Annotated in this window: 23 protein-coding genes; 16 read left to right on the top strand and 7 right to left on the bottom strand. The window is 70.4% G+C overall.

What is annotated here, in order from left to right:
• Positions 1-798, top strand: a complete 798-nt coding sequence (locus ACQP2T_RS38520; protein ID WP_433509808.1) for an alpha/beta fold hydrolase — start codon at positions 1-3, stop codon at positions 796-798.
• Positions 799-801: 3 nt separating this feature from the next.
• Here the strand turns inward: ACQP2T_RS38520 and ACQP2T_RS38515 are convergent, their stop codons facing one another.
• Positions 802-1,407, bottom strand: a complete 606-nt coding sequence (locus tag ACQP2T_RS38515) for a DUF4126 domain-containing protein (protein ID WP_433509807.1) — start codon at positions 1,405-1,407, stop codon at positions 802-804.
• A gap of 4 nt (positions 1,408-1,411) precedes the next feature.
• On the bottom strand, positions 1,412-2,311 hold the full coding sequence (locus ACQP2T_RS38510) for a phosphotransferase (RefSeq protein WP_433509806.1): 900 nt from the start codon (positions 2,309-2,311) through the stop codon (positions 1,412-1,414).
• 61 nt (positions 2,312-2,372) lie between these two features.
• On the opposite strand from ACQP2T_RS38510, the gene ACQP2T_RS38505 reads away from it, so the two are divergent.
• Positions 2,373-4,790, top strand: coding sequence for a GcvT family protein (locus tag ACQP2T_RS38505; protein ID WP_433509805.1), 2,418 nt, complete (start codon positions 2,373-2,375; stop codon positions 4,788-4,790).
• Here ACQP2T_RS38505 and ACQP2T_RS38500 read toward each other — a convergent pair.
• From ACQP2T_RS38500 to ACQP2T_RS38490, 3 genes are read right to left on the bottom strand one after another with little or no spacing between them, the layout of a single operon-like run.
• On the bottom strand, positions 4,747-5,580 hold the full coding sequence (locus tag ACQP2T_RS38500) for a GntR family transcriptional regulator (protein WP_433509804.1): 834 nt from the start codon (positions 5,578-5,580) through the stop codon (positions 4,747-4,749). The two genes, ACQP2T_RS38505 and ACQP2T_RS38500, sit on opposite strands and share 44 nt — an antisense overlap.
• 26 nt (positions 5,581-5,606) lie before the next feature.
• Complete coding sequence (locus tag ACQP2T_RS38495; RefSeq protein ID WP_433509803.1) at positions 5,607-6,731, bottom strand: NAD(P)H-dependent flavin oxidoreductase; 1,125 nt, start codon at positions 6,729-6,731, stop codon at positions 5,607-5,609.
• A gap of 54 nt (positions 6,732-6,785) precedes the next feature.
• Positions 6,786-7,448: a DapH/DapD/GlmU-related protein gene (locus tag ACQP2T_RS38490; protein WP_433509802.1), complete on the bottom strand. Its 663-nt coding sequence runs from the start codon at positions 7,446-7,448 to the stop codon at positions 6,786-6,788.
• A 110-nt stretch (positions 7,449-7,558) separates the two neighbouring features.
• Here ACQP2T_RS38490 and ACQP2T_RS38485 point away from each other — a divergent pair, with 110 nt between their 5' ends.
• The 13 genes from ACQP2T_RS38485 (at position 7,559) to der (ending at position 22,887) form a co-directional block, all read left to right on the top strand.
• Entirely contained in the window at positions 7,559-9,223 is a 1,665-nt protein-coding gene (locus ACQP2T_RS38485; RefSeq protein WP_357945671.1) for a CTP synthase, read from the top strand.
• Positions 9,220-9,831 carry an NUDIX domain-containing protein gene (locus tag ACQP2T_RS38480; RefSeq protein WP_433509801.1) on the top strand — a complete coding sequence of 204 codons (612 nt, stop codon included), beginning with the start codon at positions 9,220-9,222 and terminating at the stop codon, positions 9,829-9,831. Before ACQP2T_RS38485 ends, ACQP2T_RS38480 begins: the two co-directional genes overlap by 4 nt.
• 15 nt (positions 9,832-9,846) lie before the next feature.
• The gene (locus ACQP2T_RS38475; RefSeq protein WP_357945676.1) at positions 9,847-10,752 is read left to right on the top strand and encodes a site-specific tyrosine recombinase XerD; all 906 of its coding nucleotides are present in this window, start codon (positions 9,847-9,849) and stop codon (positions 10,750-10,752) included.
• Positions 10,753-10,868: 116 nt separating this feature from the next.
• A complete protein-coding gene (locus ACQP2T_RS38470) occupies positions 10,869-11,810 on the top strand; it encodes a ParA family protein (protein ID WP_357945679.1) in 942 nt (313 codons plus the stop codon).
• Positions 11,807-12,619, top strand: a complete 813-nt coding sequence (locus ACQP2T_RS38465; protein WP_433509800.1) for a segregation and condensation protein A — start codon at positions 11,807-11,809, stop codon at positions 12,617-12,619. Before ACQP2T_RS38470 ends, ACQP2T_RS38465 begins: the two co-directional genes overlap by 4 nt.
• A gap of 454 nt (positions 12,620-13,073) precedes the next feature.
• Positions 13,074-13,580 (top strand): SMC-Scp complex subunit ScpB, encoded by a 507-nt coding sequence (gene scpB, locus ACQP2T_RS38460; RefSeq protein ID WP_363990325.1) that lies wholly within the window; start codon positions 13,074-13,076, stop codon positions 13,578-13,580.
• Positions 13,577-15,718: a pseudouridine synthase gene (locus ACQP2T_RS38455; protein ID WP_433509799.1), complete on the top strand. Its 2,142-nt coding sequence runs from the start codon at positions 13,577-13,579 to the stop codon at positions 15,716-15,718. Before scpB ends, ACQP2T_RS38455 begins: the two co-directional genes overlap by 4 nt.
• Before the next feature lie 69 nt (positions 15,719-15,787).
• Positions 15,788-16,147, top strand: a complete 360-nt coding sequence (gene aroH, locus ACQP2T_RS38450; RefSeq protein ID WP_433509798.1) for a chorismate mutase — start codon at positions 15,788-15,790, stop codon at positions 16,145-16,147.
• Between the two features lie 69 nt (positions 16,148-16,216).
• Positions 16,217-17,341 carry a prephenate dehydrogenase gene (locus ACQP2T_RS38445; protein WP_433509797.1) on the top strand — a complete coding sequence of 375 codons (1,125 nt, stop codon included), beginning with the start codon at positions 16,217-16,219 and terminating at the stop codon, positions 17,339-17,341.
• Positions 17,342-17,540: 199 nt separating this feature from the next.
• Positions 17,541-18,914 carry an SMI1/KNR4 family protein gene (locus ACQP2T_RS38440; protein ID WP_433509796.1) on the top strand — a complete coding sequence of 458 codons (1,374 nt, stop codon included), beginning with the start codon at positions 17,541-17,543 and terminating at the stop codon, positions 18,912-18,914.
• A gap of 454 nt (positions 18,915-19,368) precedes the next feature.
• Positions 19,369-20,532, top strand: coding sequence for an NAD(P)/FAD-dependent oxidoreductase (locus tag ACQP2T_RS38435; protein ID WP_433509795.1), 1,164 nt, complete (start codon positions 19,369-19,371; stop codon positions 20,530-20,532).
• A gap of 258 nt (positions 20,533-20,790) precedes the next feature.
• On the top strand, positions 20,791-21,447 hold the full coding sequence (gene cmk, locus ACQP2T_RS38430) for a (d)CMP kinase (protein ID WP_433509794.1): 657 nt from the start codon (positions 20,791-20,793) through the stop codon (positions 21,445-21,447).
• Positions 21,448-21,480: 33 nt separating this feature from the next.
• Entirely contained in the window at positions 21,481-22,887 is a 1,407-nt protein-coding gene (der, locus tag ACQP2T_RS38425; RefSeq protein ID WP_358555631.1) for a ribosome biogenesis GTPase Der, read from the top strand.
• 134 nt (positions 22,888-23,021) lie between these two features.
• Here the strand turns inward: der and ACQP2T_RS38420 are convergent, their stop codons facing one another.
• Entirely contained in the window at positions 23,022-23,471 is a 450-nt protein-coding gene (locus ACQP2T_RS38420; protein ID WP_433509793.1) for a DUF6220 domain-containing protein, read from the bottom strand.
• Between the two features lie 210 nt (positions 23,472-23,681).
• A complete protein-coding gene (locus ACQP2T_RS38415; protein ID WP_433509792.1) occupies positions 23,682-24,218 on the bottom strand; it encodes a hypothetical protein in 537 nt (178 codons plus the stop codon).
• Between the two features lie 406 nt (positions 24,219-24,624).
• On the opposite strand from ACQP2T_RS38415, the gene aspS reads away from it, so the two are divergent.
• On the top strand, positions 24,625-25,941 hold the full coding sequence (gene aspS / locus ACQP2T_RS38410) for an aspartate--tRNA(Asn) ligase (RefSeq protein WP_433509791.1): 1,317 nt from the start codon (positions 24,625-24,627) through the stop codon (positions 25,939-25,941).
• Positions 25,942-26,120: the final 179 nt, after the last annotated feature.

Here is a 26,120-nt window from a genome sequence, read left to right as displayed (position 1 = left end):
ATGCCTTATGCCGATTTAGGGCAGAACATTCGGCTCTTTTATACCGACGACGGCAAAGGTGACGGGCCGCCGCTGCTGCTCGTCCACGGCTGGGGCACGGACTCACACCAGTGGTCCTGGCACATCGACGCGCTCGCCGGCAAGCACCGGGTGATCGCGGTGGACCTGCGCGGGCACGGCTACTCCTCGGTGCCCGACGAGGGCAACACGCCGCGCGAGATGGCCGCCGACCTCGCCGCGCTGCTGGACCGGCTCGCCATCCCCGAGGTGATCGCGATCGGCCACTCCATGGGCGGGCAGGTCGTCTCCATCCTGGCCGTCGAGCATCCGGACAAGGTGCGCAAACTGGTCGCCCTCGATCCCGGCTACGGCATCACGGCGGACGTCGCGCGGACCTTCCCGGAGACGGTCGCCGCGCTGCGCGGCCCGCACGCGCACGCCGCCGCCGAGCGGCTCGACGAGTGGTGCACCAACGCCGCCACCCCGGCCGTCATCAGGCGCTGGCACAAGCGCCGGCTGTACGGCATGGCGCCGCACGTGCTGCTCCAGGCGTTCGAGGCCATGTTCACGGAGCCCGACGCGCTCGGGCTGCGACCGGCGAGCGACGACTACCTGACCCGCAGGGAGTGCCCGGTGCTGTCGATCTGGTCCGACCCGGAACGCGCGGCCTGGGAGGCGGGGCTGTGCAAGCATCCGGCCTCGAAGGTGGTGTGCTGGGAGGGCTCCAGCCACCGGCTGCACGAGGAACGCCCCGGCGAGTTCCTCCTCGTCCTGCGCCGCTGGTTACGGGCTTCCTGAACGCTACGGACTTCCCGACGTCCGTCTGGCCCGGCGGGCGGCGCGGTAGCGGCGTACCCTCCTGATCGTCCACCAGGCGAGCAGGGCCAGCGCCAGCAGCGCGACGATGACCAGCAGGGGCAGGAACACCGCGATCAGGCTCATGCCGAGCGACCCGACGTCCTCCACCGTGCTGGCGACGGGCGCGCCCACGCCGCCCGTGCCCACGTTGATCATCGGACGGGCCGTCGCCTTCAGCGCGTGTACGGCCAGCGCCACCAGGATGCCCAGCAGCCAGCCCGCCCAAGGGTGCTCGGTCATCCAGGTCGAGTGGTCCAGCTCCGCCGCCGCGTTCGTGGCGCTGAAGACCACGCCGCCGGCCGCCGGTCGTACGGCCGTCTGAATGGCGTCATTGACACTGTCGACGGCCGGGACCTTGTCGAGCACCATCTCCGCGACCAGCAGCACCGCGATGATGGCGAGCACGCCCCAGTTGGACAGCCACCCGTAGCCGTCGGGCAGCTTCACCTTGTCGGTGAAGTTGGCCACGATGCCCACCACGAGGAGCGGGATGTAGGCGTTCAGCCCGGCGGCGGTGGACAGCCCGAGCCCTGTCAGTGCGGCGAACATGTTTCTAGTCTGCCCGGGCCGCCTCGTCCATGAGGCGGGGCAGATCGGATCCGGTGAACTCGGCCACCGCCCGCTCGTATTTCTCCATGCCCCACGACCAGAAGTCGAAGTCGATGCTCTGGTTGGCGCCGTCCTGGATCGAGGCCCACAGCGTCCAGCCGTACTTGGACATGAGCCCGAGCAGCCGCGCCCGCGCGATCTTGTGGCGCAGGCGGCGGCCGTAGTAGGCCGTGACGAGCTCGTCCAGCAGGTCCAGGGGCAGGTCCGACTCGCTCCAGATGTTGCCGAGCTCGAAGCAGGGGTCGTTGTTGCCGGCGTACTCGTAGTCGATCAGCCAGAGCCGCTCGCCGTCGTCGATGATGTTGCCGGGCAGCAGGTCGTTGTGACACGGCACCCGCCCCACATCCCGAATATCCAGACATTTCCGGATCTGCTCAACCTCGGGCATGAAGTCGAGATATTTCGCCGGAAGGCGGTAGCCGCGGCTCTGGACGATCTCCAGATATCCCCGCTGAATCTCGAACATGTCGAAGTCCCGCTCGAACCGAGGCCCCGCGTGCAGCCGCCCGCACACCTCGGCCAGCCGCCGCAGGTTCGCCGGATCACGCAGATCGGCCTCCGTGAACGTCCGGCCCGGCAGGAAACCCACGATCAGCACCCCGAGCTCCGGCAGATAGCCGTGCACCGGCGCACCCACCCCGATCCGCGCGGCGGCCTGCGAGCAGGAGTGCTCGACGTCCCGGTCGATCGCCAGCAGCGATCCTTCACTGGCCGACACTCGCGCCACGTAGGCCCCGCCGGGAACGGTCACCTTGTAGTTGTGGTTGGTCAGCCCGCCGGGCAGCTCCTCGACGGAACGCGGCACGCCGGACAGCAGGGGGATGCGGTCGAGGATCTCGGTCATGGTCGATGCTAGCGCCGTCACCCCCTAAACGGTCTAGACCTTTTAGTGTAGCCTCGCCCGCATGAGCGACTCGGCCCGCATCGTGATCATCGGCGGCGGCGTGGGCGGCGCCTCCGTCGCCTACCACCTCACCCAGCTCGGCGAACGCGACGTCCTCCTGCTGGACCGCGACGAGCTGACCAGCGGCTCGACCTTCCACTCCGCGGGGCTCGTCGGCCAGCTGCGCGCCGACCCCACGCTGACCAGGATGAACCAGTACTCGGTGGAGCTCTACCGCACGCTCGACGCCGGCTGGACGGAGTGCGGCGGCATCAAGCTGGCCGGTACGCCGGAGCGGATGGCCGAGATCCGCCGCCAGATCGGCTGGGCGCGCACGTTCGGCCTGCCGCTGGAGGAGATCTCCGTCGCCGAGGCGGTCGAGCTGTTCCCGCTGATGGACCCCACGGGCGTCGTCGGCGCGGCGTACCTGCCCACCGACGGGCAGATCGACCCCTCCGCGCTCTGCTACGCGCTGGCCGCGAAGGCTCGCGAGGGCGGCGCCCGCGTCAGGGCCAGGACCCGCGTGCTCGGCATCGACACCGAACGCGGCCGGGTCAGGCGCGTACGCACCGACCAGGGCGACATCGACTGCGAGGTGGTCGTCAACTGCGGCGGCATGTTCGCCGCCGAGATCGGCCGGATGGCCGGGGTGCGGATCCCGATCGTGCCGATGTCGCACCAGTACGTGGTCACCGATGCCTTCCACGAGCACACCGGCCTGCCGACGCTGCGCGACCCCGACCTGCTCGTCTACTACCGGCAGGAGGTGCAGGGCCTGGTCATGGGCGGCTACGAGCGCACCTGTGCCCCCTGGACGGCGACCGAGACCTCGTACGACGCCATCCCGGCCGACTTCAACGGCCGCCTGCTCGCGGAAGATTACGACCGATTCATCGAAATCTCGGAGAACTCGCGGATCCGGGTCCCGGCCATGGCCGACGTCGGCATCCGCAAGATGATCAACGGCCCGGAGGCGTTCACCCCCGACAACGAGTTCTGCCTGGGCGAGACGGAGGTCGGCGGGTTCTTCGTGGCGGCCGGGTTCTGCGCGCACGGCATCGCGGGCGCCGGCGGCATCGGCAGGGTGATGGCCGAGTGGATCGTCGAGGGCGAGCCCGCCATGGACGTCTGGCACATGGACATCCGCCGCTTCGGCCGCCAGTACCGCTCCCCGTCCTACACCCTCGCCCGCGCGGTCGAGAACTACGAGACCTACTACGACATCCGCTACCCGGGCCACGAGCGTTCGGCGGGCCGCCCGCTCAAGGTCTCCCCGGCGTACGGCTGGCACGCCGCGCACGGCGCCGAGTTCGGCGAGAAGGCGGGCTGGGAGCGGGTCAACTACTACCGGTCGAACGAGCCGGACCAGCCGAACGCGCCGGACCGGTCGAACGAGCCGGATGGTGGCCGCGACGAGCGGCCCCAGGGGTGGGCCGGGCGGCTGTGGTCGCCCGCGATCGGGGTCGAACACCGGGCCGTGCGGGAGACGGCGGGCCTGTTCGACGAGACCTCCTTCGCCAAGATCCAGGTCACCGGGCCGGACGCCGCCGACCTGCTCGAATGGGTCTGCGACAACCGCGTCGCCCGCCAGGTGGGCGCGGTGACGTACACGCAGGCGCTCAACCGGCGCGGCGGCATCGAGTGCGACTTCACCGTCACCAGGCGGGCCGAGGACGAGTTCCTCATCGTGACCGGCACCGCGTTCGGCTCGCACGACCTGGGCTGGCTGCGCAAGCAGGCCGCGCTCAGGGGCGCCGACGTGCGGATCGCCGACGTGACCGGCCAGTACGCCTGCTTCGCCCTGTGGGGGCCGCGTGCCCGCGACATCCTCGGGACGCTCACGCCCGACCCGCTCGGCTTCCCGTTCATGTCGGCGCGCGAGCTCACCGTGGGCGACGTGCCGGTGCTGGCGCTGCGGGTGACGTTCGTGGGGGAGCTGGGCTGGGAGCTGTACTGCTCCAGCGAGTACGGCCTGGCGCTCTGGCAGGCGCTGTGGGCGGCCGGGCAGCCGTACGGGCTGCGAGCCGGGGGCTACCGGGCCATCGACAGCCTGCGCCTGGAGAAGGGCTACCGCGTCTGGGGCGCCGACATCGGGCCCGAGACCACGCCGTACGAGGCGGGGCTGGGCTTCTGCGTCAAGCTCGACAAGGACTTCCTCGGCAAGGACGCGCTCGACCCCCACCCCGAGCGGCGGCTGCGCTGCCTGACCCTGGAGCCGGGGGCGATCGCGCTCGGCAACGAGCCGGTGCGCCTGGACGGTCAGGTCGTGGCCCGGATCACCTCGGGCGGCCGCGGCTACACGGTCGGCTCGCCGATCGCCTACGCGTATCTGCCGGTGGGGCCGGGCGTCAAGGTCGAGGTCGAGGTGGAGGGCGCCTGGGTGACCGGGACCGTCGTCAGCGACCCGCTCTTCGACCCGGCGGGGGAGCGGGTGCGCTGAGGCCGGCGCGGGCGGGTGCGCTGAGGCCGCCGCCGGCCGAGGGTGAGGGTGCGCTGAGGCCGCTGCGGACCGAGATGCGCACCCGGTCGGAGCGGAACAGGTCGCGGGCGAACTCCACCGGCTCCCCGGCCGCCGCGTAGGCGGTGCGCTCGATCAGCATGAGCGGCGTGCCCGGCTCGACGCCCAGCTCGGCGGCCTCGTCGGACCTGGCGATGACCGGGTCGAGGTGCTCGACGGCGGTGCGCGGCTCCAGGTCGTAGCGGGTGGCCAGCAGGGCGTAGAGCGACCCGTCGAGATCCTGCTCCAGGAAGCCGGGCAGCGCGGGGAAGAAGGAGCGTTCGAGGGCCACCGGCGACTGCCCGGCCGAGCGTACGCGGGCGACGTGGTGCACCGGCTCGCCCACGGCGAGCTCCAGGGCGGCGGCGACGGAACGGGGCGCGGGGACGGTCGTGGCGACCAGCACCCTGGCCTCGGCCTGAAGATGGGCACGCCGCATCTGCTCGGTGAACCCCGCCAGCCCCGTCAGATCGCACTCGACACGCGGATCGGCGACGAACGCGCCGCCCGACCTGCCCGGCGTCCTGACCAGGACACCGTCGTGCTCCAGCGTCGCCAGCGCCTGCCTGAGCGTCATCCGGCTCACGCCCAGGCGCGCCGACAGCTCCCGCTCACCCGGGAGCCGGTCGCCGGGCTCCATCTCGCCGCTGCCGATGGACTCCAGCAGCCACCGCTCGATCTGCACGTGCGCGGGGACACCGGTGCCGCGCTCGACCTCGGGTGTCCCGACCACACGCGCATCGTAGCCGGTAGCGCCGCTCACTCCGACAATCTGGACAGCCGCTCCACCGCGTCGGCGAACTCGCTCACCATCTCGTAGACCACCTCGCGAGCGGGCTTGACCTGGTCGAGCTGGCCGACGACCTGCCCGACGAAGTAGTTGGCCAGCTCCACGGCCCCCGGCTCGCCGCGCTCGGCGGCCGTGCCGATGCGGGTCATCGCGGCCTCGGCCACGAGCATCTGCAGCGGCATCCCGAGCGGTCCGGGGCTCTCCGGCCCGGAGTCCCACTCCTCGGTCCAGGCCGACTTGAGCTGCCTGGCCGGCTTGCCGGTACGCGACCTGGACCTGACCGTGTCGAGCGAGGAGGCGGCCAGCATCTTCCGCTTCACCGAGGGCGAGGTCTCCGCCTCCTCGGTGGTCAGCCAGACCGACCCGCACCACACGCCTTCGGCGCCGAGCGCCATCGCCGCCGCCATCTGCCGCCCCGAGGCGATGCCGCCCGCCGCCAGTACGGGCACCGGGGCGACCGCGTCCACGACCTGCGGCACCAGCACCATCGTGGCGATCTCGCCGGTGTGCCCGCCCGCCTCGGTGCCCTGCGCCACGATCAGGTCCGCGCCGGCCGCCACCTGCCTGTGGGCGTGCTCGACGGTGCCGACCAGCGCGGCCACCGGCACGCCCGCCGCCCTGGCCTTGGCCACCATCTCCGGCGGCGGCGGTCCGAGCGCGCTGGCGATCAGGCCGATCGGGTGCTTGAGCGCCACGTCGATCAGCCCGGTCGCGCCCGCCGCGGTCACCCGCCTGCCGAACTCGTCCGTCGAGGCGGCCACCGGCTGCGGCGGAGCGTTCACGCCGTACTTGGACAGCAGGTGCGTGACGAAGTCGCGGTGCCGTTCGGGGATGAAGTCGGTCAGATGGGCGTCGAGATCGAGCGCCGACGCGTCGAGCTTGCCGGGCACCAGCACGTCGACCCCGTACGGGCGGCCGTCCACGCGCTCGTCGATCCAGGTGAGCTCGGTGTCGAGCTGGTCGGGGGTGTAGGCGACCGCGCCCAGGACGCCGAAGCCGCCCGCGTTGGTGACCGCGGCCACCACGTCGCGGCAGTGGCTGAAGGCGAACAACGGGAACTCGACGCCGAGACGTTCGCAAATGGCGGTCCGCATGGTCCGACGCTAGCCGCCAGAAGGTTGTTCGGTCTACAGCTCGGGTGGTCTATGTCAGGAGGCGGTGGCCTGCCGGTCCATGGCCAGCGAGATGCCCGGAGTGTGCCAGCCCAGCGCGGGGTCGTAGCTGCGGACCAGCTTGGCGGGCACGCCCGCGACCACGCTGTGGTCGGGGAACTCACCGCGCACGACCGCGCCGCCCGCCACCACGCACTGACGGCCGATCCTGGTGCCGGGCAGGATGATCGCGCCCGCCCCGAGCCAGGAGCCCGCGCCGATCGAGACCGGACTGTTGCGCGGCCACTGCCGGCCGATCGGGGTCTCCGGGTCGTCGTAGACGTGGTTCTGGTCGGTGATGTAGACGTACGGGCCGGTGAAGACGTGCTCGCCGATGTCGATCGACTGGTGGGCCACGATGTGCGAGCCCCGGCCGATCGAGCAGCCGCCGCCGATGCGCAGGATCGAGTCCGGGCCCAGGTCGACGCCGGGGCCCATGCCGCAGGACAATGACACGCGCTCGCCGATCAGCGTGTGGTCGCCGATCTCGATCCACTGCTCGCCGAAGATCGCGCCCGGCGGGAAGGCGATGCTGACACCGTCGCCCAACTGCCGGAAGCGGGTGCCGCCCGGACTGGCGGGAGTGATCGCCCCAGCCGCGCGGATCGCCTTGTAGGCACGGTGAATCAGCGCGCCCGTTGCCCGCCGTACTAATGACATAGGGCCCAAAGTTACCGCTAGGTCATGCCGTTCGGGCATGTCGGGGGCGTTGTTTGATATCCTGAGAGCCCGTGGACGCTTCGACCACACATCGACCCACGGGAGCCCCTTTGCGCAGCGCATCGCAAACCAAGCATCTATTCGTCACCGGCGGTGTCGCCTCCAGCCTAGGGAAGGGGCTAACCGCCTCCAGCCTGGGCCGTCTGCTCAAGGGACGCGGTCTCCGGGTCACCATGCAGAAGCTCGACCCCTACCTCAACGTGGACCCAGGGACGATGAACCCGTTCCAGCACGGCGAGGTCTTCGTCACCGACGACGGATCCGAGACCGACCTCGATGTCGGCCACTATGAGCGCTTCCTTGACACCGATCTGCACGGTTCGGCGAACGTCACCACCGGCCAGGTCTACTCCAACGTCATCGCCAAGGAGCGGCGCGGCGAATACCTGGGCGACACGGTCCAGGTCATCCCGCACATTACCAATGAGATCAAGGACCGCATCCGGGGCATGGCGGGTCCTGAGGTCGACGTGGTCATCACCGAAGTGGGCGGCACGGTCGGCGACATCGAGTCGCTGCCGTTCCTGGAGGCCGTACGCCAGATCAGGCATGAGGTCGGGCGCGACAACGTGTTCTTCCTGCACGTCTCGCTGCTGCCGTACATCGGCCCGTCCGGCGAGCTGAAGACCAAGCCGACGCAGCACAGCGTGGCCGCGCTGCGCAGCATCGGCATCCAGCCCGACGCGATCGTGCTGCGCTCCGACCGGCCCGTGCAGACGGCGATCAAGCGGAAGATCAGCCTGATGTGCGACGTGGACGAGGACGCCGTGGTCTCGGCCGTGGACGCGGCCTCGATCTACGACATCCCCAAGGTGCTCCACTCCGAGGGGCTCGACGCCTATGTGGTGCGGCGGCTCGGCCTGCCCTTCCGCGACGTGGACTGGAAGGAGTGGGAGGAGCTCCTGCGCCGGGTGCACCGCCCGGCCAAGGAGGTCACCATCGCCCTGGTCGGCAAGTACATCGACCTGCCCGACGCCTACCTGTCCGTCACCGAGGCGCTGCGGGCGGGCGGGTTCGCCAACGACGCCCGCGTCAACATCCGCTGGGTCAAGAGCGACGACTGCGAGACGCCCGAGGGCGCCGAGCGTGAGCTCGACGGCGTCGACGGCGTGCTGATCCCCGGCGGGTTCGGCGTGCGCGGCATCGAGGGCAAGATCGGCGCGATCCGCCACGCCCGGGAGGGCAAGATCCCGCTGCTCGGCATCTGCCTCGGCATGCAGGGCATGGTCATCGAGGCCGCGCGCAACCTGGCGGGACTCGAAGACGCCAATTCCAGCGAGTTCGACCCCGACGCCAAGCACTCGGTCGTCTCCACGATGGCCGACCAGGAGGACGTCGTCGCCGGCGAGCGCGACATGGGCGGCACCATGCGCCTGGGCAGCTACACCGCCAAGCTCGGCGAGGGCACCCTGGCCAGGCAGCTGTACGGCGGGAAGGCCAAGGTCGCCGAACGCCACCGGCACCGCTACGAGGTCGCCAACGCCTACCGCGAACGCCTGGAGAAGGTCGGCCTGGTGTTCTCCGGGCTGTCGCCCGACGGCCGCCTGGTCGAATACACCGAGCTGCCCGTCGAGGCCCACCCGTTCTTCATCGGCACCCAGGCCCACCCCGAGTTCCGCTCCCGGCCGACGCGGGCCAACCCGATGTTCAAGGGGCTGATCAACGCCGCGCTCGCCTACGCCGACAGCCGGGTGACCGCGAAGGTGGCCAAGTGAGGGTGGAAGACACGCCCGAGGCGTGGGAAGTCGTCGAATCCAAGGACCGGTTCGCGGGCCGGGTGATCAACGTGGTCACCGACACGGTCCGCATGCCCGGGGACACGGTCGCCGACCGCGACTACGCCGTGCACCCCGGGTCCGTCGCGGTCCTCGCGCTCGACGAGCAGGACCGGGTCCTGCTCATCCGGCAATACCGTCACCCGACGCGCCACCTGCTCTGGGAGCTGCCCGCCGGACTGCGCGACGTGGAAGGAGAATCGCTGGTCACCGGCGCCGCGCGGGAGCTGGCAGAGGAGGCCGGATACCGCGCCGAGACCTGGCACACACTGGTCGACCTCTACACCTCGCCCGGTATGTCCAACGAGCGGATCCGGGTGTTCCTGGCCCGCGGCCTGTCGAAGATCCCCGCGGACGAGAACGGCTTCGTCCACGAGCACGAAGAGATCGACATGCCGGTCGAATGGGTGCCTCTACCCGACGCGGTCGAAAGGGCGCTCATGGGAATGATCCACAATTCCCCGACCGTGGCCGGTATCCTCGCCGCATATGCGGCTTCGGTCGAGGGATTCGCCCTGTTGCGCCCCGCCGACGCCAAGGAGGCGTGACGGAAGGACCAGTTCGTGGAGGCAGTGCTCTCCAGCTACCTCGCCCACCTCACGGTGGAGCGGGGCCTGGCTGCCAACACGCTGGCGTCCTACCGCCGTGACCTCGACCGTTACTTCGAGCACCTGCGCTCGCGCGGCCGCGTGTCGCTCGGCGAGGTGGGCGAGGCCGACGTGCTCGACTTCCTCGCCGCGCTGCGGGAAGGCGACTGCGACCACCCCGCCCTCGTGGCCAGCTCGGCCGCGCGGGCGGTGTCGGCCGTTCGTGGCCTGCACCGCTTCGCGCTGCGCGAGGGCGTCACGGCCCATGACCCGGCGCACCAGGTACGCCCGCCGCGACAGCTCCGCAGGCTGCCCAAGGCGATCACCGTCGACGAGGTCGAGCGGCTCATCGCCGCCTCCGGCCCCGACGGCGCGCCGCTGACCCTCCGCAACCGCGCCCTCCTGGAGGTCCTGTACGGCACGGGCGCCCGCATCTCCGAAGCGGTCGGCCTGGCCGTGGACGACCTGGAGGCCGAGCAGGTACGGCTGCGCGGCAAGGGCAGCCGTACCCGCGTCGTCCCCCTGGGCCGCTACGCCCGCTCCGCGCTCGACGCCTACCTCGTCAGGGCCCGGCCCGGCCTCGTGGCCCACGGCCGGGGCACGCCCGCCGCCTTCCTCAACGCCAGGGGCGGCCGGCTCACCCGGCAGGGCGCCTGGGAGGTGCTCCAGGCCGCCGCCGAACGGGCCGGACTCGCCGGGATATCTCCGCACGTTCTCCGTCATTCCTTCGCAACCCACCTCCTTGACGGCGGAGCCGACGTTAGGGTGGTCCAGGAGTTGCTCGGCCACGCCTCGGTGACGACCACGCAGGTCTACACCCTGGTCACCGTCGACAAACTCCGCGAGGTGTACGCCGCCGCGCATCCCCGTGCCCGGCAGTGATCTATAGTCATTTGCGACGTGCGGCACTTCGGCGTGCCGCCTTGCCGCGTTAAGTGGTGACGCCATAGTGTCCGTCCGGACGGTCCGGTTCGGGATCGTCAGGGAGGTTCGAGCTGGTGACTGTGAAGACCAACGGTTCGGCCCCGGGGACCCCCGACAACCCCTGGGGAGACACGAAGACCAACACGCCTTCCATAGGCGTGAATCTGGGCCCCACCCGGCGTCCCCGCCCGGTGTTCCCCGAACCTGTCGCGCCCGAGATCCACGGGCCCGCGCGGGTGGTCGCGATGGTCAACCAGAAGGGTGGGGTCGGCAAGACCACCACCACCATCAACCTGGGCGCAGCGCTCGTCGAATACGGCCTCAAGGTGCTGCTCGTCGACTTCGACCCGCAGGGCGCCCTGTCCGTCGGCCTCGGCATCAACCCGCTCCAGCTCGACCTCACGGTCTACAACCTGCTGATGGAGCGCAACGTCACCGCCGAGGACGTGCTGCTGGAGACCGGCGTCGAGGGCCTCGACCTGCTGCCCAGCAACATCGACCTGTCCGCCGCCGAAGTCCAGCTCGTCACCGAGGTGGCCCGCGAGCAGGTGCTCGGCCGCGTGATCAAGCCGCTGCTGCCGCACTACGACGTCTGCCTCATCGACTGCCAGCCGTCGCTCGGCCTGCTCACCATCAACGCGCTGACCTGCGCGCAGGGCGTCATGGTGCCGCTGGAGTGCGAGTTCTTCGCGCTGCGTGGCGTGGCCCTGCTCATGGACACCATCACCAAGGTGCAGGAACGGCTCAACGAGGACCTCGAGATCGAGGGCCTGCTCGCCACCATGTACGACGCGCGCACCCTGCACGGCCGCGAGGTGCTCGCCCGCGTCGTCGAGGCGTTCGGCGACAAGGTCTTCCATACCGTGATCAACCGCACCGTGCGCTTCCCCGACGCCACGGTCGCCGGCGAGCCGATCACCACCTTCGACCCGTCGTCCCTGGGTGCCAACGCTTACCGTGAGCTGGCCCGCGAGGTGCTGTCCCGCTGGCCGGCACCTGCGACAATGGCCAGGTGACGGAGACAGAGCCACAAGGGTTCAGGGTCCACCTGGACGTCTTCGAGGGGCCCTTCGACCTGCTCCTCGGCCTGATCTCCAAGCACAAGCTCGACATCACCGAGATCTCGCTCTCCAAGGTCACCGACGAGTTCATCGCCTACATCCGGGCTCGTGGCCCCGAGTGGGATCTCGACGTGACCAGCCACTTCCTGCTCGTCGCGGCCACCTTGCTCGACCTCAAGGCGGCCCGGCTGCTGCCCTCGGGCGAGGTCGAGGACGAAGAGGACCTGGCTCTGCTGGAGGCCCGCGACCTGCTGTTCGCCCGGCTCCTGCAGTACAAGGCGTACAAAGAGGTGGCGAAGGTCTTCTCCGGCCGCATGGCCGAGGAGGCGCTGCGCTTCCCCCGCACCGCGCCCATGGAGCCGCAGTTCGCCAACCTCCTCCCGCAGCTCATCCTGGGCATCAGCCCGGACGACCTCGCCCGCATCGCCGCCCGCGCCTTCACCCCCAAGCTGCCGCCTACGGTGAGTGTCGGGCACATCTATCAACCGCTGGCCAGCGTGCGGGAGCAAGCCGCTATTCTGGTTGCTCACCTGCGCCGCATGCGGCGGGCCACCTTCCGGGCCCTGGTGGCCGACTGTGACGGCACCATTGAGGTCATCGCCCGCTTCCTGGCGGTGCTAGAGCTCTTCCGGGAGTCCGCGGTCACCTTCGAACAGGTCGAAGCGCTGGGCGATCTGCACGTGACCTGGACCGGGACGGACGAGGGGGACGTCTCGGTGGGGGACGACTACGAGGAGAGCGCGGAGAAGACGGCTGATGACTGACCGCTTGGACGACACCCCGCCTCGCGAACCCGCCCCTTTGCCCGCCTGGATGACCCTTCCGGGGTCGCTCGCCGCCGCGAGCACGGACGACGGCTTGGACGCTGCCCCGGAGGTCCCGCCTGCGGTCGCCGAGGCGGAGGTCGCTCCATCCGAGCTGGAGGCGGATGACCCGCTCCAGGGGGCCTCCCCCGAGCCGGACATGGACGATGAGCTTCAGGACACGTCGCCCGAGCTGGATACGGACGACCTGCTCTTGTCCCCTCAGCTGGACGATCGGCTCCCGGGGCCGTCCGTCGAGCCGGATACGGACGATGAACTCTGGGACGCGTCCCTCGTACCGACCGGCGCGGAGGTATCCGAGCCGGCCGGCCTGGACGACATATCCGATGAACCGGCCGAGAGCGACCCCCAGGGAGGCGGCCCGACGCTCTGGGCGGCGCTTGAAGCCATCCTGATGGTCGTGGACGAGCCCGTCCCCGAAGTGACCCTGGCGCAGGTGCTCGAACGGCCCACCCACGAGGTGAGCACCGCACTCCGGGCCTTGGCCGCGGAATACACCCAAGCCGGACGGGGTTTCGATCTGAGAGAAGTGGCAGGCGGTTGGCGGTTCTACACGCGAGCCGACTGTGCCGCGCTGGTCGAGCGGTTCGTCCGCGACGGCCAGCAGACTCGGCTCACCCAGGCCGCGCTGGAAACCCTCGCGGTCGTCGCCTACCGGCAGCCGGTGAGCCGCGCACGAGTCGCCGCGGTCCGCGGCGTCAACAGCGACGGCGTCATGCGGACGCTCGTCGCCAGGGGCCTGGTCGAAGAGGCCGGCACCGACCCGGAGAGCCAGGCAGTGCTCTACCGGACAAGTTCATACTTCCTTGAACGCCTGGGACTGAAGGACATCGGCGAGCTCCCCGAGCTCGCTCCCTTCCTCCCCGACGACGTGGAAAACCTCGAGGAGAATACAAAGTGATCAACAGGCGCAGCACCCCGTCCGGTGATGGACGCGGTCGTGGACGCACCGGCGGCGCGAGCCGTGGCGGCCGTCCCGCCTTCCGCTCGGATGATTCGCGCGGCGGCTCCCGCCGTGAGGAGTTCCGTGGCGGTTCCCACCGAGACGATTCCCGCGGCGGACCCCGCCGCGATGACAGTGACCGCGGCGGAGCGCGCCGCGACGACAGCGACCGCGGCTACGGCCGCGACTCCGGAAGCGAGCTGGGCTCCGGCCGTGACTCGCTCCGCGCCGACCGTGGCGGATCCCGCGCCCGGTACGGCAGGCCCGCCTCCGGCGACTCCCGCGACCGCTCCGGCTCGGCGGGCGACCGGGGCGGCTACAACCGTTCCAGCTCAACGGGCGACCGAGGCGGCTACGACCGCTCCTCCCGTGACGACCGTTCGCCCCGCGAGCGTACGTACCGCGACGACCGCTCCCCCTCCCGCGACGACGACCGTCCGGCGCCCGGCAGCGACCGCGGCGGCTACTCACAGTCCCGTGGTGACCGGGGCGGCTACTCGCAGTCCCGCGGCGGCTCTTCGTCATCGCGCGGTGGCGAGCGCGGCGGATATGGCGCGCAGTCGCGCGGCGACCGTGGCTTTGGCGGGTCGTCCCGTGGCGAGCGCGGCGGCTACGGCTCGTCCTCCAGTGGCGAGCGCGGCGGATACCGCTCCGACCGCGGCGGCTCCGGCCCTCGGGAGGGTGGCGGCTACCGTCCCCAGCGCCGCGACGACCGTGGCGGTTTCCAGGGTGCCCGTCGTGACGACCGGGGCGGTTTCCGTTCCGACCGTGGTGACGACCGGGGTGGCTTCCGCTCCGAGCGTCGTGACGACCGCGGCGGTTTCCAGGGCGCGGGCCGCGACGATCGCGGTGGCTTCCGTTCCCAGCGCCGCGACGACCGCGGCGGTTTCCGTTCCGACCGCAGTGACGACCGGGGCGGCTTCCGGTCCGACCGTCGTGATGACCGTGGCGGGTTCCGGCCCGAGAGGCGGGACGACCGGGGCGGTTACCAGAGTGACCGTCGTGACGATCGGGGCGGATCGCGTCCCGAGCGCACGGAGGACCGTGGCGGCTTCCGGGCCGACCGTGGTGGCCGCAGGGACGGCGGTTCCCGTACCGAGTCCCCACGGACCGGCTACGGCCGCGGAGAGTCCACTCGCGCCCGTTTCGGGCGGCGTGACGACGCCGGCTCGCGCCGCGACGCCGGCCGCCCGGCCCGTACCCCCAGGCGCGACGATGTTCAGACCATCGGCGGCGGGCGTACGTCCGGCGGACGGGACGGGGCGGCCACCGGTGCGCCGCGCGACCGGTTCAAGACCGCACGCCAGCCCATGCGGGACCGCAACTTCTTCCCCGCCGGCTACACCGACGAGCGCGACACCACCGAGGTGCCCGGCGGCGTACGGCTGCAGAAGGTGCTCGCCCAGGCGGGCGTGGCCAGCCGTCGCGCCTGCGAGGAGATGATCGGTGACGGCCGCGTCACCGTGAACGGGCAGGTCGTACGGAGGTTCGGGGCCAAGGTGGACCCGGCGGCGCAGGTCATCCACGTGGACGGCAAGCGCATCCCGACCGCCCCCGACCTGGTCTACTACGCCCTGAACAAGCCCATCGGCGTCGTGTCCACCATGGACGACCCGCAGGGCCGGCCGTGCCTGGCCGACTATGTGGAGGAGCTCGCGCCGAGGCTGTTCCACGTGGGCAGGCTCGACACCGAGACCGAGGGGCTGCTGCTGCTCACCAACGACGGCGAGCTGGCCAACCGGCTGACTCACCCGAGTTATGGGGTGCAGAAGAAGTACTGGGCGAAGGTTCCGGGTCCGATCCCGCGTGATCTGAGCCGTCGGCTCAAGCAGGGCATCGAGCTCGAAGACGGCCTCGCGAAGATCGACTCCTTCTCGATCGTGCAGGAGCACGGCCAGCAGGCGCTGGTCGAGGTCGTTCTGCACGAAGGCCGCAATCACATCGTCCGGCGGCTGCTCGAAGAGGCGGGTCATCGCGTCATCGACCTGGCCAGGATCGAGTTCGGGCCGGTCAAGCTGGGCCGTACCAAGGCGGGCACCGTCAGGGCGCTGTCCCTGAAGGAGGTCGGCGAACTTTACGCCGCCGTGAAGCTGTAATCTGGCGGCAACGCAGGAGCCCGTGCGAACCTCCGCACGGGCTTCACCGCTATAGAGGGGTGTAATCACATGGTGCGGGCGATCCGCGGGGCGATCCAGGTGGACGCCAACGACCGTGGGGCGATCATCGAGGCGACCACGGAGCTGGTCGGCGAAGTGATGGGGCGCAATCAGCTGACCACCGACGATGTGATCAGTGTGCTGTTCACGGCGTCTCCCGATCTGACGGCGGAGTTCCCGGCGCTGGCGGCGCGGAAGCTGGGCTTCCACGACGTGCCGCTGATCTGCTGCACCGAGATCGACGTGCCGGGCGCGCTGCCCAGGGTCGTACGCCTGATGGCCCACGTGGAGACGGACCGGCCGCGCTCCGACATCCAGCACGTCTATTTGCGCGGTGCCGTGGCGCTGCGCCAGGACATCGCCCAGTAACGACCGGCTCATCCGCTTCCTGTTCACCCGACCGAGCAACTCCAAAGCCAGATAAATCAGGACATCTACATGGCCTCCGAACTCCGCACCGTGCTGGTAGTCGGCACCGGTCTCATCGGCACCTCCATAGCGCTGGCGCTGCGCGAGCGCGGGCTACGCGTGCTGCTCGCCGACCACGACCAGGGAGCGGTACGACTGGCCCGGGAGCTCGGCGCGGGCGAGGAGTGGCAGCCGGAAGCCGCTTCGGCCTCGGGTGAGTCCGGCTCGGGTGGGTCCGGCGAGACGATCGATCTCGCGGTGCTCGCGGTGCCGCCCGCGCATGTCGCCGGTGAGCTGCTGGCGCTGCAGCGCAACGGCACGGCCACGTTCTACACCGACGTGGCCAGCGTCAAGGTGGAGCCCATCGAGCGGGCCGCCCAGCTGGGCTGCGACATGTCCACCTATGTCGCCTCCCATCCCCTGGCCGGACGCGAGAAGTCGGGCCCCGGAGCCGCCAGGGCCGAGCTGTTCCTGGGCCGCCCGTGGGCGCTGTGCCCCACCCCCGACGCCACACCGGAGACCAGGGCGGCCGTGCTGCGGCTGGTGGAGCTCTGCGGCGGCAACCCCGTCGAAGTGGACGCCGCCGACCACGACCAGGCCGTGGCCGTCGTGTCCCACGCGCCCCATGTCACCGCTTCGGCGGTCGCGGCCCGGCTGGCGGACGCGTCCGACATCGCGCTCGGCCTGGCCGGGCAGGGCGTACGCGACGTCACCAGGATCGCGGGCAGCGACCCGGGCCTCTGGCTCGGCATCCTGTCGGGCAACGCGACGCCGGTGGCCGAGGTGCTGGAGGCCATCTCCCGCGACCTGGCCGAGGCCGCTACGGCGCTCCGCGCGCTGGCCGACGGCGACGGCACGGTCACGCAGGAGCTCACCCAGCTGCTCAAGCGCGGCGTGGCCGGTCACGGCCGCATCCCGGGCAAGCACGGGGGGCCCGCGCCGGCGTACGTGGTGGTCCAGGTCGTCGTCGGCGACCGTCCTGGCCAGCTGGCCAGGCTCTTCCAGATCTGCGACGAGGTCGGGGTCAACGTCGAGGACGTACGCCTGGAGCACGCTCCCGGCCTGCCTCTGGGCATCGCCGAGGTCTCCGTGCAGCCGGACGCGGCGGCCGTCCTCACCAAGGCGCTGCACGAGCGGGGCTGGCAGGTCCCGTAAAGCGGGCACCGCAGGCTCGAATCTTGCCGGGGACACGACGTCCGATCAGCAGAAAATTGCCTTGACCAGCAGAAATGCCCCCCAAGGCTTCTTCGTGTGGCCGGTGACGTAAGACGGTCAGCGATCGCTTGCGGATGATCCTTCCCAAGGGCGTCACGCTTACCTGCATCCCGATCATTGGAACGACCGGAGGCCATCGTTGCCCTCGATTCACGACTTCATGACCTGGGAGCCGCTGCTGAGGCTCCTGCGGGCGGGCAACGCGGAGAGTCTTGCCGCCCCTGGCGGTCACGTGGCGGGACGGATCGGCCGCGGCAGCTGGAGCCTGCCACTGCCACGGCGATTCCGACGGCCCGGCCAAGCCCGCCAGGGGGAGGACATGCAGGATGAGGTCGATGCGGTGGAGCGGGTGCGGAGCGCGCTCGCGGACGTCGGCGCCGACGGCATCTCGTTCATGGTGGAGATCTCGCCGGCCGGGCGGGCCGTGCTCTATCTGCTCAATCCCAGCCCCGCCGTCGAGGCCGGCATCGGGCCGCATCCGGGATCGCTCATCCTGGTCGAGGGCTCCGTCCCAGAGCCCTGGCGCCGTCTTCCCGATTCGGTGCCTGGGGCGGTGCCGGCACCGTCGATGGATCTGGCGTTGCTGGAGCGGACCCTTCGCGAGCGACTCCCCGACGCTACCGGCGCCACCGAGGCGGAGATCGCTGCCACGGAAGCGCGCCTCGGCGTTGCGTTGCCCGACGAACTCAAGGTGCTTTACCGGGTAACTCGGGGGCGGTCGCAGGACTGGGGCGGCGACTACGCGGCGGCGAGCCGCGCCTTCGAGGCAATCGGCTGCGAGCTCTTCCCACTGGATCACCTGTACATCGCCGACGCGCCGTCCCGTCCCTGCCCGTGGCGGTTCGCGGCGACGGAGGCGGTCGTCACCCCGCTCGACGCCGCGGTGCAGGGGCTGGTCGGCTCACCCGGCTGGATCGCCTTCGGCGACAACGGCGGCGGCGATCGGATCGCGGTCGACCTCACCCCAGGCCCGCGCGGACACGTGGGGCAGCTCATCATGCTCGGCCATGAGCAGAACATCGGCGCCGTCCTGCTCGCCGACTCCCTCACCGACCTGGTGGTGAACCGGCGCAGCGACTCGCACTCCGGCCATGGCAGCGATCAACCGCCGGCCGTGGCCAATGTCTGGAGCCTGACAAGCCTCCAGGCCGCCGCCCACCCTGAGCTGGAGGTCCTGAGCATCGGTGTCTGGGACGGTGAACCTCTCAGCCTCGAGCCCGTCACCGGGCTGCCTCGCCTGAGGACCCTCACCGCCTACCCGCGCACGCTCGCCGACCCGTTGGAGATCGCCAAGCTGACCGGCCTGGAGTTCCTGGAACTCGGGCCGGATGAGTGGCGGGTCCTCCTCGATGCCGGAGCCGTCCCGCGCAGCCTGTCGGCCGCCGCCATTGAGGTGCACGGCGATCGGCACCCGTTCCCGATCACGGCCATCGCCAACGAACTCCTCGCCCTCTGGGACCGCCCCCCGATCACCCAGACCATCATCGAGGGCGACCTCGGCCCCGCCGCGTAGTCAGCGACGACAACCAGCGGAATCGACGGCTCGCCCGACTGGCCGCCGGGCTCGCCATCGGCACCATCACCGCCTGGCGTTACGTCCACGAGGACAGCACTCCACGGATGAAGGTAGCCGCCAAAAGCTCGAACCGGACAGATCCATCAGCTCTCTTCAGGGTTCCCCGGGTGGTTCGTCACATGACCGTCTCGATCTCTGTGACGGTCCGTGGTGGCTGGGCTCCTTTCGAAGAGATACCCCTTTCGGGGAGGGGGAGTAGACGGTCCGTCGGGGCGGTGTCCCTGAGGTGGGGTGCCCTCGTCGGAGGTGCGGAAGGAGACGGTCCGTCGTGGGGTCCCTGGAGAGGGACTCCGCCGTTGGGGGTACGGAAGAACGGCGTCGATGTCACATCCCTGGCCGCTCGCTCCGTCTTCAGTGCGAATCCCACCGGAGTTCGCAAGGAGCCAGGGACATGACGAACATTCTGATTCTGGGCGCCGGCTACACAGGCATCGCGGCCGCGATCAGGGCCGCCACCCGGACGCGCCGTCACGGCGGCAAGGTGACGCTGGTCAGCGCCTCGCCACGGTTCACGGAGCGGCTGCGGCTGCACCAGACCGCCGCGGGCGAACGGCTGCGGGACCACGCGATCGCCGACATCATCGCCGGCACAGGCATCGACCTCGTCCTGGGCCGCGTGAGCGCCCTCGACCCCGAACGGCAGGAGGTCACCGTCAACGGCGAGGGCGCGGACACCCGGCGCGTGATCGCGTACGACAAGCTGATCTACGCCCTCGGCACCGTCACCGATGCCTCGCCCCCCGGTGTGGCCGAGCACGCCCACGTCTACGACGACCACGACCAGGCCGTACGGCTCGCGCGACGGCTCAGTGAGCTCGACCGGGGGACGGTCGTCGTGGCCGGTGGCGGTCTGACCGGTGTCGAGTCGGCCACCGAGCTCGCCGAAGCGCACCCGAACCTGCGCGTCGTCCTGCTCAGCCGGGGCCGTCCGGGCTCGATGATGGGGGAGAAGGCCCGCGCCTACGTCGAGCGGGTGATGGACCGGCTCGGCATCCAGGTACGCGACGGCGTCGAGGTCACCAAGGTGCTGCCGGACGCCGTCGAACTGGCCGGGGGCGAGCTGGTCCACTCCGACGCGACGCTCTGGACCGCCGGCACCAAGGGCCTGCCTCTGGCCGCCGAGGAGGGGCTGACGGTGGACGGGCGGGGCAGGATCGTGGTCGACGCCGCGCTCCGCTCGGTGTCGCATCCGGACGTCTACGCCGTGGGCGACGCCGCCGCGGTGCGCCAGCCGTACGGCGTCATGCACGGGACCTGCCAGGGCGGCATCCCGACGGGCCTGCACGCGGCCGACGCGCTCGCCGACGGGCTGCGCGGCCGTGCGGTGAAGGAGTTCCGGTTCGGGTACGTTCATGCACCCCTCAGCCTCGGCCGCCGGGACGCCGTCATCCAGTTCACCCACCCCGACGAAACGCCGCGCAGGGCGTACCTGAAGGGGCGCTGGGCCATCGTCTACAAGGAGACGGTGAGCGGCAGTCCGATGCCCACCTACCGCTTGCTCAAGCACGGGCTGGTGCCGGTCGGCCTGTTCCGGCTGACGGCCGGATTCAGGTGATGGCGGGTGGCGCGGGCGACCACCTCACGGGCCGCGTTGGGACGGTGTCCGGCAGAGTACGCGGTACGGGGACACGATCGGGCGGATGGTCGTGCGCGGAATGGGTGCCGCGGACCGCGGGAGGTCGGGCGCGGAGCGAGGGCTGTGGCCGGACGGAGGTCGCGGCGCACACCGAATGATCCAGCTGGGCGTAGGGCATGCGTGCGAGGCGGTAGCCTCTTCAGGTTGGAGAAAAAGCAACGTGAAGAGGGAGAGGCCGTGACCGGTCTGGTCGTCGCCATGGACGGTCCCGCGGGGTCGGGCAAGTCGAGCGTGTCGCGTGGAGTCGCTCGCGCACTCGGGCTGCGCTACCTGGACACCGGGGCGATGTACCGGGCGATGACCTGGTGGATGCTCCAGCAGGGTGTCGATCTGGCCGATCCCACCGCTGTCGCGGCTCGCGCGGGCGAGCCCGAGATCGTCTGCGGCACCGACCCCGACGGCCCGTCCATTCACGTCGGCGGTGTCGACGTGGCCGGGCCGATCCGGGAGGCCGAGGTCACCGGGGCGGTCTCCGTCGTGGCGGCGGTGCCCGAGGTGCGCGCGCGTCTCGTACACCTGCAGCGGGAGATCATCGGTGCCGGTGACATCGTGGTCGAGGGCCGCGACATCGGCAGCGTGGTCGCCCCCGACGCGACCGTCAAGGTCTATCTGACGGCCAGCGCCGAGGCCCGCGCCCTGCGCCGTACGGCGGAGCTGAGCGGCACCACGGTGGAGGCGCAGCAGGCCGCGATGGCCAAGCGTGACACCCTCGACTCCACTCGCAAGACGGATCCACTCTCGATGGCGGATGGCGCCGTCGAGCTCGACACCACGCTGCTGACTCTCGAAGAGGTCATCGGCGAGGTGCTGAGTCTGATCAAGGAGCGCACCTGACAAGGGTGCGGTACTCACAAAGGATGAAAAATCGTGTCAACGGGGGATTGGGTCGAGGCTGAGCTCGACGATCTCGCAGTATCCGACGACGTCGCCGACAGCGGCCCGGTGCCGGTCGTGGCCATCGTCGGTCGCCCGAACGTAGGCAAGTCCACGCTGGTCAACCGCATCATCGGCCGCCGCGAGGCGGTCGTCGAAGACGTGCCGGGCGTCACCCGTGACCGCGTCACCTACGACGCCAACTGGCGCGGGCGCCGCTTCACGGTCGTCGACACCGGCGGCTGGGACCCCGAGGCCACCGGGATGAACCTGCGCATCGCCGACCAGGCGCGGGTCGCGGTCGAGCTGGCCGACGTGATCGTGTTCGTCGTCGACGCCACCGTGGGCGCGACCGACGCCGACGAGACGGTCGGCTCGGTGCTCCGCCAGTCGGGCAAGCCGGTCATCCTGGCCGCCAACAAGGTCGACAACCAGCAGGTGGAGCTGGAGGCCGCCGCGCTCTGGGCGCTCGGCCTGGGCGAGCCGCAGCCGGTCTCGGCCCTGCACGGCCGCTCCAGCGGCGACCTGCTCGACGTGATCCTCGACGCGCTGCCGGAGACGCCGGAGCTGCGGTTCGACGCCGAACGCGGCCCCTACCGCGTGGCGCTGCTCGGCAAGCCCAACGTCGGTAAGTCCTCGCTGCTCAACAAGCTGGCGGGGGAGGAGCGGGTGCTGGTCGACCCGATGGCGGGCACCACCCGTGACCCGGTCGACGAGCTGATCGAGCTGGGCGGCAAGACCTGGCGTTTCGTCGACACCGCCGGCATCAGGCGGCGCGACCGCGAACTGCAGGGCGCCGACTTCTACGCCGCCATGCGCACCCGAGCCGCCCTCGAACGCTCCGAGGTGGCGATCGTCCTCATCGACGCCAGTGAGGTGCTCACCGAGCAGGACCTGCGGATCATCGGCCTGGTGATCGAGTCGGGCCGGGCGATGGTCGTCGCGTTCAACAAGTGGGACCTGGTCGACGAGGACCGCCGCTACTACCTGGAGAGGGAGATCGACCGGCAGCTCGTCCGCACGCCATGGGCGCTGCGGGTCAACATCTCCGCCAAGACCGGACGCCACATGGACCGGCTGGTCCCGGCGCTGGAGAAGGCGCTCGGGTCGTGGTCGACGCGGGTGCCGACGGCCAGGCTCAACGCGTTCCTGACCGAGCTGGTGCACCAGACGCCGCCGCCGGTGCGGGGTGGCAAGCAGCCGAAGATCCTCTTCGCCACGCAGGCGTCGGTCGAACCGCCCAAGTTCGTGCTGTTCACCTCGGGCTGGTTGGAGGACACCTACCGGCGCTTCATCGAGCGCCGGATCCGCGAGGAGTTCGGCTTCGCCGGGTCGCCGATCGACGTGTCGATGAAGATCCGGGAGAAGCGGAAGAGCGGCGGCCAGCCCGCCAAGAAGTAGTACCGGCCCGGTACGGCTTTCCGATCCAGGTCGCCGTCCGGGATTCCGGCTCAGGTCGCGGTCCGAGGTCCTGGCTCAGGTCATGGTCCGGCTCTGTTCGGGCCGGGCCGGGCCTGGGAGTGGGGTCGGCCCGGTCAGACCGGCTGGGGCTGGGGTTCCTCCACGGGAGCCTTGGTGTGCCTGCGTACGGCACGGTAGGCGGCGATCACCGCCCAGAGCTGGCCAAGCCCCACGACGGCGTGCAGACCGTACACGAACAGGCTGGCCAGAGGTGTGTCGTCCACCGTCGCGCCCGCGAGGCCGGCCAGCGGGAAGACGACGAGCATCTGGACCGCGCTGAGCAGCAGGGGAGCGGCGCTCAGCGCGATCAGCTTGCCGGGCACCTTCGCCAGCGCCGCGACGATGGTGGCCACGAGGGAGACGGCCGGGATGACGAACAGGCCGTTCGCGGCGTGCAGGCCGATCGCCGCGGGATCCGTGCCCGTGGGCCGCGGCATCTGGAACGCGCCGAACGTGGCCAGGTAGAACTGCAGGATCACCACGACGATCTGCGCGACGGCGCATCCGACCAGGGCTCTGCGCATGTCGGCCTCCTCCGGGGGGACGGGTTGCCCCGAGTTTGCTCGGCGACGGCCCTCCGGATAACCCCTATCCGCCCCCTGTGGTCGTCGGACGCGGGGGGCGACGATGTCTCCAAGCTCGCTGAGATACCTCTTTCTGCCCCGAGTCCCGCCCTGGAATACTGCCCAGGCAATACCTCTGGGAATGGCGGAGTGAGGATGGCCTCTAACGCACTACGTCGGTTCGTTGCCTGGCTGGCACGCAACGCGGATGGAGCGATCGCGCTGGCCCTCGCCCTCGTCGTCGCAGTTATCGGCATACTCCCCGACGAGGTGGTCCATTCGGAGACGATGGACGAGCTCATCCAAAGTGCCACGCTTGTCCTTCTTGCCCTCATCGGCAGCGCAGTGCTCCGAGATCGGTTTCGTTCCGATCAGCAGTTCGCGGACCTCGAGAGACTCATTACGCGATCGAACCCGCGGCATGGTCAGGCCCTGGGCGATGCCGACGACGAAAGTCTCGAGATCCAGTTCGCGGATCTGGCCCGCCGCCTGGAAGGCACCTTCGACGAACTGGCTGAGCTTGAGGCCGCGATGAAAGCCCGTGCGGCCGTTGCCCGAAGGCTTGCCGCCGAAGCGGAAGCCAACAGGCGTGAAGCCGATTCGAGCCGTGAGGTCGCGGCGCGACGTAAAGAAGAGACCGACGCCTTCGACGTCCTCCTCGCCAGGCAGGTCGACGCCGTGGCTCAACGCGTCGAGCAGCGAGGTCAAGGCACTCAACGTCGATACATGCTGTACGGCGTCATTCTCGGAGCCGCGGCCGCCGTACTGCTTGACGCGACCAAGCACTATTGGGCCTTCTGGATGTAGGTGTGGACGGGTCCTAATCAGGTTGCCGACGTCCGCCGGCGATGACTACGATCACCGGCAACACGTAGACGGAGACGAGTAACCGAAGGCCCGCGCGGGCTGAGAGAGCCGCCGGCAGCTGTGAAGGCGGCCTCGCGCCCTTTCGGCGAAGACACTCCCGAGTGCGGGGAGGAAATGCCCCGCCGGTCTGACCCCCGTCATCGGGTCGTGGAGGCCGCCCTTTCGTGGGCGGCGAAAGTGCGGTGGCACCGGGAGTTCCCTTCTCCCCCGCACTCCCAAGGGATCATGCAACTCGTGAGGAGCTGTGATGATCTCTCGTGTCCTGTCGGCGGAGCTCGCTGAGCACGCCGGACAACGAGTGACGATCGCCGGTTGGGTACATCGCCGCCGGCGGCTGAAATCCGTGTCCTTCCTGGTCATCAGGGACCGTAGCGGGCTCGCCCAGGTGGTGGCGTCCGATGTGGAGCCCGGTGCGGTTCCGGGGGAGGAGACGGTCGTCCGGGTGACGGGCGTCGTGACCGCGAACCCGCAGGCGCCGGGCGGCGCCGAGCTCACCGAGCCGGAGATCGAGGTACTGGCCGAGCCGACCGAGGCGCCGCCGTTCGACCTCTACCGGCCGGTCGTGCCCGCAGCGCTGCCCACGATCCTCGACCACGCGCCGGTCGCGCTGCGCCATCCTCGGCTCAAGGCGCCACTGGAGATCTCGGCGGCGAGCGTGGCCGGGTTCCGCCGGGCACTGGACCGGCTGGGGTTCACCGAGATCCACACGCCCAAGATCGTCGCCTCGGCCACCGAATCGGGCGCGAACGTCTTCGGCATCGACTACTTCGGCCGCCCCGCCTACCTGGCGCAGTCGCCGCAGTTCTACAAGCAGGCGATGGTCGGGGTGTTCGAGCGGGTCTACGAGGTGGGGCCGGTCTTCCGGGCCGAGCCGCACGACACGGTCCGCCACCTGGCCCAGTACACCAGCCTGGACGCCGAGCTGGGCTTCGTGCGCGACCACCGCGACGTGATGGCGGTGCTGCGCGAGGCGGTGGCGGGAATGGTGGAGGCGGTACGGGGGCAGCCGGCGGTCGACCTGCTCAACGTGACGCTGCCGGAGGTGCCCGCCGAGATCCCGGCGATCCACTTCACCGAGGCGCAGCGGCTCACGAGCGGGTCCGAGCCCGGCCTGCCGCCGGACCACTCGTCGGACCTGTCGCAGGACCTCTCGCTGGACCTCTCGCCGGAGCAGGAGCGGTGGCTGTCGGAGTGGGCGGTGCGGGAGCACGGGTCGGAGTTCCTGTTCGTCACGGGGTATCCGATGGCCAAGCGGCCGTTCTACACCCATCCGGACCCGCTGCGTGAGGGGTACTCGAACGGGTTCGACCTGCTCTTCCGGGGGTTGGAGCTGGTGACGGGCGGGCAGCGGCTGCACAGGCACCAGGACTACCTCGACGCGCTCGCCGCGCGTGGCGAGGATGTCGGGCCGTATGAGGGGTATGTGCAGGCGTTCGCGCACGGCATGCCGCCGCACGGAGGGTTCGCGCTGGGGCTTGAGCGCTGGACCGCGCGGCTGGTCGGCGCCGCGAACATCCGCCAGGTCACGTTGTTCCCCCGCGACCTGAATCGGCTCTCTCCGTAGAAAAGCACCATATTTTACGGCAAGCCCGGTGGGCCCCACCCGCCATACGTGGCCGGGCCCCCTCCAGGGGCACGCTCCTCCGGTGGGCGGGGCCGGGCGCCGTGACGTGCGCATGGTGGGCCATGGCTTCCGTATGGTTCGACAGCCGTCAGGCACGCGGATCATCCATCGGCGGCGGA

Origin of the sequence: Nonomuraea sp. CA-143628 (assembly GCF_050942315.1) — a bacterium.
Classification (GTDB): Bacteria; Actinomycetota; Actinomycetes; order Streptosporangiales; family Streptosporangiaceae; genus Nonomuraea.
This window is presented reverse-complemented; position numbering and strand designations above follow the sequence as displayed.